We start from the raw sequence: 8557 nt of genomic DNA, 5'->3' as shown, positions 1-8557 counted from the left end.
CGAAACGAATAGGCTTTTTCCATGTCCTTTCACACTAGCATATATTTCGTAAACGATGCTCATATTTAACAGTAAAGCCGTCGTAGAACGACGGGGTTTCAGACCCAAATTTTCGATGAGCAATTAAATCAAGAATTACGAACCGCAGCCGAAAAGGCGGGAATACCGCTGCAATTAGCCATTATTAGTGGTTTTGGTAGCGATGCCTCCATTGCCATGAAATTCGGTCATATAGCTAAGGCCGCTTGCTTAGGTTTTCCCACCCAAAACACCCACGGTTATGAAATCGCCCATTTAGGAGCCATAGCTAACTGCATTAGCATATTAGAAGTTTATTGTCAACTAATTTAGCTATTTTTAGCAAAAAACCAGAGCATCAATAGAACAATAGCGATCGCCAGTCCGCTAAAAACAGTATTTTTATGCTGCTCTAACTGCATGGGTGCGGGGGGTTCTTCTTTTTTCTGTTTATTTGTTCCCTTTTTAAATTGCGCTGTACTATCGGGAAGTTTCTCTAAATCGGGAATCTTCGTCATCCACTCATCTGGGCGTTTGAGACGGGGAGCTTCGATAATATAAAGCAGACGCTTGGCCTGTTCGCGAATTTGATAGATAGGATGGGTAATAAGTTGCCTACAGATTTCACTAGCTTTTTCCCCCTCTCCTAACCCCTGATGGGCAGAAATTAACCAAATTTGGATCTCACCCCCTGCTCGGGATCCTAAGGAAATTAAGGATAAAGCGGCATTTAATTGCTGGATACTAAGACGATATTGTCCACGCTCAAAAGCACTGATTCCAGCTTGATAAAGGTCTTGAAAAGAAAGATTTTCGGCCACGGAGTCAAGATCGAGATAAATAAAATTTTACATAAGTATAGCAACAGGTAAGAAGCAACAGGAAACTCTCGGCCATTGAGAATGAGAATCTCGGCAAAAATCCGGTACACTTTCTGCTAAACCTGTTCAACCCGCACGGTATGAAAGAGAGGAACTCCCTGTTACTAACGATATTGGTGATCGCCACTACAATAATTAGTCTAGTCTTAGGGATTCTATTTGGCAAAAAAGCGGCCTTATTAGGAATTTGGGCAGTTCCCGCCATGGTCGCCTCTTTCATCCATCCCCGTCTGGGATTATTAGCCCTAATCATCTATCTTCCCCTGAGTAATACCTTCGCTTTGTCTGTGGTGAGAGTTTTTCAGGTAGTGGGCAACTTTATTGGCATAGAGCCATCCTATGCTCTCTACAAAATCGTCAAGGATGCCTTTTATTTCGCCGCTTTAGCGGCAATTTTAATTAAAACCAAAACTTTTAAACAATTACGCCCCCAAATCAAGCCTTTTCTCCTCACAGCTTTGATTTTACTTGCCAGCAGCCTGATAACTTTTCTTTTTGTCAATCTGCCCCGAGGAGGAATTGCCTCGGGAATTGTGGGATTAAAAATCCTCCTCAGTTATATTCCCCTAGTTCTCTGTGGCTACTATCTAATCGAGCAAAAACGAGATTTATTCGTGGTTAATCGGGTTTTAATCGTGATGATATTAGTCTGTTGCGGTTTAGCCCTAATTCAATACTTCTTACTCGTCCAAGGCATCTGTCCTGATAATGAATTCCTCAATCAACTGGAAGTTCTTGTCCCGAAATCCGACAGCCAATTTTATCCAGATATTACCGACAAAGCCAGCTTGAAAGCTCAATGTTTTGTCGGGGGTTCAGTGTTGTATAATCCCGATCGAGGCTTAATTCGTCTCCCCGGCACATTTTCTGATCCTTGGCAATGGGGTTGGTTCTTAGTATCTAGCAGCGTCATCAGTTACGCGGCCAGTTTTAGTGATCCGCAAAAAAGATGGCGCGTCGCTGGTTGGGTGGCCATGGTTTTAGTCTTCCTTGCGACTCTGGTTTCTGGACAAAGATTACCTTTCTTGCTAGTACCTTTGTTTTACTTGGTTCTTTTTATTGCTACTAGCAAACATAAACAAAAGTTACCATTAAAATTGGGAATCTTGGGGCTGATTTCCCTGCTCGCGGTGACGTTAAATCCCTTTATTCAGGAAAGAGGGCTAAATTTTATCGATCGCTGGCTATATTCGTCTCCCATTGACTTTGTAGGCAATCAAATACAGTGGATGTTCAATTATGCACAGCTTTTTGGTTTTGGTTTAGGCAAAGCCAGCAGTGGCGCTCTTCATGTAGCTGGAGAAGAAGGGATAAGACTAATTGAAACCTACTACGCTAAACTCCTCTACGAAATCGGTATCGTCGGTTTTATCGCTTTTATGGCACTGGTGACAATTCTCTGTATTCTCACCTTTAAAGCCTATTTAAAGGTAAAAAATGCTGCTTTAAAGCATTGGGGTCTCTGTATCTGGATTTTCCTGCTTTTTATTAGCTTTAACCCCTACTATTATCCTCTCTCCGTCGAGCCTGTTTCTGTTTACTATTGGTTATTCGCCGGACTATTGCTAAAACTGCCAGAAATCAGCGAGAAATTGGAAGATGAGGCGAGATTTCCCGAAAAAAATGAAGTGGAGAATTAAGAGGATTTTTATCGATAATTAAATTATCTCTCGACTGATAGGAGTTAACCACAATGACAGCAGAAACCCTTGCCTATTCCCTCGAATCTGTCCTCAAGGAAATTAAAGATAGTATTAAAAGTGTTGATCGAAAGCTAGACACCTTCCAGAAAGATGTTGACCAAAAGCTAGACAATCTCGAAAAAGGTTTTGACAAAAAGCTAGACAATCTCGAAAAAAGTTTCGAGCAAAAGCTAGATAATCTCGAAAAAAGGTTTGATCAAAAGCTAGACAATCTCGAAAAAAGTTTCGAGCAAAAGCTAGATAATCTCGAAAAAAGGTTTGATCAAAGGCTAGAAACTTTACAGAAAAATGTCGAGCAAAAGCTAGAAACCCTACAGAAAAATGTCACCGATGTCAAGATAGGACTAGCAACTTTAACAGAGAAAGTCGATAGTATGGATAATCGACTGATCAAGGTGGAAGGAACCCAAAGTAACCAAATTTGGACATTAATAACTCTTTTGAGTGGTTCCTTGATTGCTGTGGGGTTCCGTGCTTTTTTTATGGGCAACAATCCCTAGGCGATCGCTGTAGAGTAACGAGACTTTCTCGCTTGTACCACCCGATACCCTGCCCCCAGGAAAAACTTTTTCGGCAAGCCCCTGTTTTTTTATACACTTTATTTAAACAGTTTGAGTTATAAAATAACCGGCATGACTCAACTCACACCGCGCCCTAGTGTCTTAATTGTCGATGATTTGCCCAATAATGTGCGGCTATTGTCGATTATGCTCACCGAGAAGGGCTATCAGGTACGCAAAGCGATTAATGGACAGATGGCCCTGAATACCGTGCGATCGCTAATTCCCGATCTGATCCTCCTCGATATTAATATGCCCGATCTCAATGGTTATCAAGTTTGTGAACAGTTAAAAGCTGATGAAAAAACCAGAGAAATTCCCGTGATTTTTATCAGCGCTCTTGATGATGTCTTAGATAAAGTCAAAGCTTTTCAAGTGGGAGGTGTTGATTATATTTCTAAACCTTTTCAGGGGGAAGAAGTGATGGCCCGCATCGAAAATCAATTAACTATTTCTCGTCAAAAAAAACAACTCCAAAACGAAATTAAAGAACGTCAAAAAACTGAGGAAACTTTAGAAATTTATCTTCATGCCGTCTCTCACGATCTCCGCAATCCCGTGATCGGGATGTCAATGATCTTAAATAATTTAATTAAAAATTCTCAGGTAGAAACTAAAGAAGTATCCCGGAAGATTTTACAACAGATGGCCAACAGTTGCGATCGACAATTAACTTTAATTGATTCTCTCGTCGAAACCCGACAAAATGATCTTTGGGGAGTTTCCCTAGAACTAAAGCCTTTATCTCTCTACGAAATTGGTCAACAGATCAGTCAGGAATGGGAGTTAAGATTAAAGGAAAATCAAGCAACTTTAATTAATAATTTTTCCCCCGATTTACCCTTAGTTAATGCCGATGCTCATCATCTCTGGCGAGTTTTTGAGAATTTATTAGCCAATGCCCTTAAACACAATCCCCAGGGGATAATTATCACTTTATCCGCTAGACTAGAGGGCAATTATCTCTGGTGTACTATTGCCGATAATGGGGTGGGAATTAGCGAAACCCAGAGAAAACAATTATTTGATCGCTATCAACGAGGCAATAATAATAATCAGATTAGTTTAGGACTAGGTTTATATCTATGTCGTCAAATTATCCATGCTCACGGAGGTGAAATTGGCATTATGAATAATGACGAAAAAGGTTCACAATTTTGGTTTACTTTGCCCTACTAAGCTGTTGACTATCTACATTATACTAAATCCGTTGAGCATAGGCTACATATCAGGACAGGCACTCATGCAAAAGGCAATAGGCAAAAGGGGGAATAAATAATCATTCTTTAATAACCGGATTTAGTATTACTCGTTAAGACTGCATGGAAGTAGGGAGAAGGGAGCAGGGAGAGGCAGTTTAAACATTTGTTTTTTCCTGTGACCCTGGAAAGAAAGGGCTAAGATCTATCTAGATCAACTATCTTGACTTGCCATGGCCGCTAATGCCGACTATTCTGCTCATTCCAGCGTTAACTTGCAACAACCTTGGCATACCTATCCGGTGGAAACCACCCTATCTATCCTCGGTAGTTCGGCTGTTAATGGCCTCAATAGGGAGCAAATCGCCGAAAGAATTAAATATTATGGCAAAAATGAACTACAAGAACGTCCAAGGCGCAGTAATTGGCAAATTCTCCTAGATCAGTTTACCAATATTATGCTCCTCCTCTTAATTGCCGTGGCCATAATTTCCGGAGGACTGGATTTACTGGCATTACAGCGCGGTCATCTGGCTAAAATTGGTGTTCCCTTCAAAGATACGATCGCTATTTTAACAATTGTCATCCTCAATGGTATCCTCGGCTATCTGCAAGAAAGTCGCGCCGAAAAAGCTCTGGCCGCTTTAAAAAAACTTTCCTCTCCCCAAGTTAATGTTATTCGCGAGGGTCAACGCGGGGAAATAGACGCGGTTAATCTCGTCCCGGGGGACATCATGCTGATTGAAGCGGGAACCCAAATCAGCGCCGACGGCCAAATTATCGAAGCTTTTAACCTGCAAATTCGCGAATCGGCCTTGACAGGAGAGGCAAATAGTGTTAATAAATCCGCCTCCATTGACCCCTTAGACAGGGATACTCCCCTTGGCGATCGCTTAAATTTTGTCTTTACCGGAACAGAGGTACTGCAAGGCCGGGCCAAGGTCATCGTTACCAATACGGGGATGACCACGGAATTAGGCAAAATCGCTCAAATGTTAGCAACAGTCGGCAATGAACCCACTCCTCTCCAAAAAAGAATGACTCACTTGGGTAATGTCCTTGTTGCTGGTTCTCTCATTCTAGTTGCCCTGACTATTACCATCGGCCTGATCAATGCCGGTTGGTCGGCCCTAGAGGAATTAGTGGAAGTTTCCCTTAGTATGGCAGTAGCCGTCGTTCCCGAAGGATTACCCGCAGTTATCACCCTAACTCTCGCCCTAGGTACCCAACGCATGGTCAAACGTCAGGCCTTGATTCGCAAACTGCCGGCAGTAGAAACCCTTGGTTCTGTTAATGTGATCTGTTCCGACAAAACTGGGACGCTAACGGAAAATAAAATGACCGTGCGGGAGATAGAGACAGTTAATCGCAGTTTTTTAGTTACTGGGGAAGGATATAGCCCAAAAGGACAATTTTTAGACTCCGAGCAACGGGCGATCGATCCCAAAACCGATCTAGAATTACATCATCTCTTAATTGCCAGTATCCTCTGCAACGATGCCAGTTTAGACCTCGATAACGGTCACGATAGCATTTTAGGCGATCCCACGGAAGGAGCCTTATTAGTTTTAGGGGCGAAAGCGGGCTTAAATTTATCCCTAACCAAGCAAGAGTTCCCTAGAATCGCTGAAATCCCCTTTTCTTCTCAAAGAAAGCGAATGTCGGTCATTTGTCAAGGAGTCAATCCGGTACTATTTACCAAAGGTTCCCCAGAATTAATCCTTGAACAGTGTCTCTCCTATCAATCGGGATTAGAAAGTCTTCCTTTTGGGGATAGGGAAAAAGAAAAAGTCTTAGTCGCTAACAATGCTATGGCTAACAGGGGTTTACGAGTCTTAGGATTAGCCTATAAAACACTAATTTATCCGCCAGAATCAACTGAAATCAGCGAAGATGAGCTAATTTGGTTAGGAATGGTCGGTATGATCGACGCAGCGCGACCGGAGGTACAAATCGCCGTGGCTAGGTGTCGAGAAGCGGGAATCCGTCCGATCATGATCACCGGCGATCATCAATTAACCGCTCTAGCGGTGGCTAAAAGTCTTGGTATTGCCCAAGCGGGAGCTTTAGTCATCTCAGGGCAAGAATTAGATAAATTATCACCAATTCAGCTAGAAAACATCATTGACAAAACTAACATCTATGCCCGTGTTTCCCCCGAACATAAATTAACTATTGTCCGCGCCTTGCAAAAAAAGGGTAAATTTGTCGCTATGACCGGAGATGGGGTTAATGATGCTCCGGCCCTGAAACAAGCAGATATCGGCATTGCCATGGGAATCTCCGGCACCGATGTCACCAAAGAGGCTAGTGATATGATTCTCCTTGATGATAATTTTGCCACCATCGTCGCTGCCACGGAAGAAGGGCGAGTGGTTTATAACAATATTCGCAGTTTTATTAAATATATTCTCGGCAGTAATATCGGGGAAGTGATTACTATCGCTGCTTCGCCTCTTTTGGGTTTAGCTACTCCTCTCACTCCCCTACAAATTCTCTGGATGAATTTAGTTACTGATGGTTTACCCGCGTTAGCTTTGGCAGTGGAACCCGCTTCTCCTAATATTATGCGTCGCCCTCCTTTTAGTCCCCAAGAAAGTATTTTTGCTCGCGGTTTGGGCAGTTATATTGTGAGAATTGGGATTATTTTTTCGATTATTAATATCACTCAAATGTTAATCGCTGTGCGCTTGGATCCACTTTTTGGTAATACTGGTTCATGGAAAACTATGGTTTTTACTACTCTCTGTTTAGCTCAGATGGGTCATGCCATTTCCGTGCGATCGAGCGATCATCTTACCATAGAAATGAATCCTTTGACTAATCCCTATCTTTGGGTAGCAGTAACCCTGACGACAATTTTTCAACTGATGTTAATCTATGTTCCTGCCCTGCGGGATTTTTTCGGCACTCAATTTTTAACTAAAGAAGAATTATTAATCTGTTTGGGATTTAGTACCTTGTTATTCGTTTGGGTGGAGTTAGAAAAATTGGTTCCTTCGATTTTTGCCAATTGTTTTCAATCTAGAACGAGCTAATCAATTAAGTCTCTTGCCAGATAAGGATTTAGCCGATTTCTGCCCCCTGATCGAACCATACCAAGTAACGAAGAACCTTACTTTGTCTTTGAATTATAACAAAGAGAGGCAAACTCCGTCACTTACGTCCCCAATTCATCATCAATCAAAGTTTACCGCTTGGATAACCGAGAAATAACCCGTTTAAAGTCATATCCCCCCGTAAGCAAAACTAGCTCGACTTTTGTGCTTTTCTAAGCATACTGCCTAGTCAGGTTAAATAAAACTAAAGCTATTGAGAGAGAAATAAAAATCTACACTTCAACCAAATGAACCCAACTTAGAGAAGATTTAACGCTGTTAAATAAGCGTTTATCGCTAGTGTATAAATTTGCTTGAAATCGTTGAGCTAATACTAGATAATGGGCATCATAAGTAGCAGGAAGATTCAAGGTTTGCGAAATTTCTATTGCTTGGTAATGGAGGTAATGATCTCCATGAAACTGAATAGGTAAATCTAAGACTTCTGTAAGGAGGGTTTGCGCTTCCGTCTCCAAAATTTGACCAGCTTTTTTCAGACGATAAAATACGTTAGTGACTTCGTAACATAATAAAGTTGGTGCAATCACTAAATTTTCCTCGGTCATCCATTTTTGCCAGAGTTGACTGTACATTGTTACAGAAGGTTCAACCGTTGTTAAACGAACTATAAAACTAGAATCAACACAGATAAATGTATTAGTCATTATTTTCTCTATTCACTCACAATTTCTTCCATCAATTGCCGATCTCTTTCTTCTCTCATTTGATGAATAATTTCAGTAACATCGGTTTTAAATGGTTTTCCCTGACGACGTTCATAAATGGCTTTTCGAGTTGCGTCAATTCGTTCTAATGCAATTTCCCAAGAGGGGTGATCTTTGAGTTTTTTTCCTAACAATTCTTGTTCTTCTAGGGACAAGGATTTAATTGTCTTAACTAGAGATTCCACGAGTTGAAGTCTTTGAATTATAACAAAGAGAGGCAAACTCCGTCACTTACGTCCCCAATTCATCATCAATCAAAGTTTACCGCTTGGATAACCGAGAAATAACCCGTTTAAAGTCATATCCCCCCGTCAGGAAAATTAACCCGACTTTTTTAACAATTGTCGGCAAAATTTTGCTTGCTTTTTTCACG

Annotated in this window: 7 protein-coding genes and 1 pseudogene; 5 read left to right on the top strand and 3 right to left on the bottom strand. The window is 41.4% G+C overall.

What is annotated here, in order from left to right:
- Positions 1-108: 108 nt before the first annotated feature.
- A pseudogene (locus EWV68_RS09405) lies at positions 109-351 on the top strand (M42 family peptidase); the annotation flags it as partial.
- Here the strand turns inward: EWV68_RS09405 and EWV68_RS09400 are convergent.
- Entirely contained in the window at positions 348-839 is a 492-nt protein-coding gene (locus tag EWV68_RS09400; protein WP_061431830.1) for a hypothetical protein, read from the bottom strand. The pseudogene EWV68_RS09405 and the gene EWV68_RS09400 overlap by 4 nt on opposite strands.
- A gap of 140 nt (positions 840-979) precedes the next feature.
- On the opposite strand from EWV68_RS09400, the gene EWV68_RS09395 reads away from it, so the two are divergent.
- From EWV68_RS09395 to EWV68_RS09380, 4 genes are all read left to right on the top strand, one after another.
- On the top strand, positions 980-2539 hold the full coding sequence (locus tag EWV68_RS09395) for a hypothetical protein (RefSeq protein WP_287169585.1): 1560 nt from the start codon (positions 980-982) through the stop codon (positions 2537-2539).
- A 53-nt stretch (positions 2540-2592) separates the two neighbouring features.
- The gene (locus EWV68_RS09390; RefSeq protein WP_287169584.1) at positions 2593-3102 is read left to right on the top strand and encodes a DUF4164 domain-containing protein; all 510 of its coding nucleotides are present in this window, start codon (positions 2593-2595) and stop codon (positions 3100-3102) included.
- A gap of 132 nt (positions 3103-3234) precedes the next feature.
- Positions 3235-4341: a hybrid sensor histidine kinase/response regulator gene (locus EWV68_RS09385; protein ID WP_287169583.1), complete on the top strand. Its 1107-nt coding sequence runs from the start codon at positions 3235-3237 to the stop codon at positions 4339-4341.
- A 253-nt stretch (positions 4342-4594) separates the two neighbouring features.
- Positions 4595-7399 carry a cation-translocating P-type ATPase gene (locus tag EWV68_RS09380; protein ID WP_287169582.1) on the top strand — a complete coding sequence of 935 codons (2805 nt, stop codon included), beginning with the start codon at positions 4595-4597 and terminating at the stop codon, positions 7397-7399.
- A gap of 293 nt (positions 7400-7692) precedes the next feature.
- Here the strand turns inward: EWV68_RS09380 and EWV68_RS09370 are convergent, their stop codons facing one another.
- Together EWV68_RS09370 and EWV68_RS09365 are read right to left on the bottom strand one after the other, a co-directional pair.
- Complete coding sequence (locus EWV68_RS09370; RefSeq protein WP_002803895.1) at positions 7693-8124, bottom strand: type II toxin-antitoxin system VapC family toxin; 432 nt, start codon at positions 8122-8124, stop codon at positions 7693-7695.
- Positions 8125-8132: 8 nt separating this feature from the next.
- Entirely contained in the window at positions 8133-8369 is a 237-nt protein-coding gene (locus tag EWV68_RS09365; RefSeq protein ID WP_287169579.1) for a hypothetical protein, read from the bottom strand.
- Positions 8370-8557 lie beyond the last annotated feature (188 nt).

It is taken from the genome of Microcystis sp. M_QC_C_20170808_M9Col (assembly GCF_007095495.1).
Taxonomy (GTDB): Bacteria; Cyanobacteriota; Cyanobacteriia; order Cyanobacteriales; family Microcystaceae; genus Microcystis; species Microcystis aeruginosa.
The sequence above is the reverse complement of the archived record's forward strand: the minus strand, read 5'-3'. Positions and strand labels throughout refer to the sequence as shown.

Coding starts and splice junctions, on each gene's coding strand:
- EWV68_RS09395 (WP_287169585.1), top strand. CDS start 980: ATGAAAGAGAGGAACTCCCTGTTACTAACGATATTGGTGATCGCCACT.
- EWV68_RS09390 (WP_287169584.1), top strand. CDS start 2,593: ATGACAGCAGAAACCCTTGCCTATTCCCTCGAATCTGTCCTCAAGGAA.
- EWV68_RS09385 (WP_287169583.1), top strand. CDS start 3,235: ATGACTCAACTCACACCGCGCCCTAGTGTCTTAATTGTCGATGATTTG.
- EWV68_RS09380 (WP_287169582.1), top strand. CDS start 4,595: ATGGCCGCTAATGCCGACTATTCTGCTCATTCCAGCGTTAACTTGCAA.
- EWV68_RS09370 (WP_002803895.1), bottom strand. CDS start 8,124: ATGACTAATACATTTATCTGTGTTGATTCTAGTTTTATAGTTCGTTTA.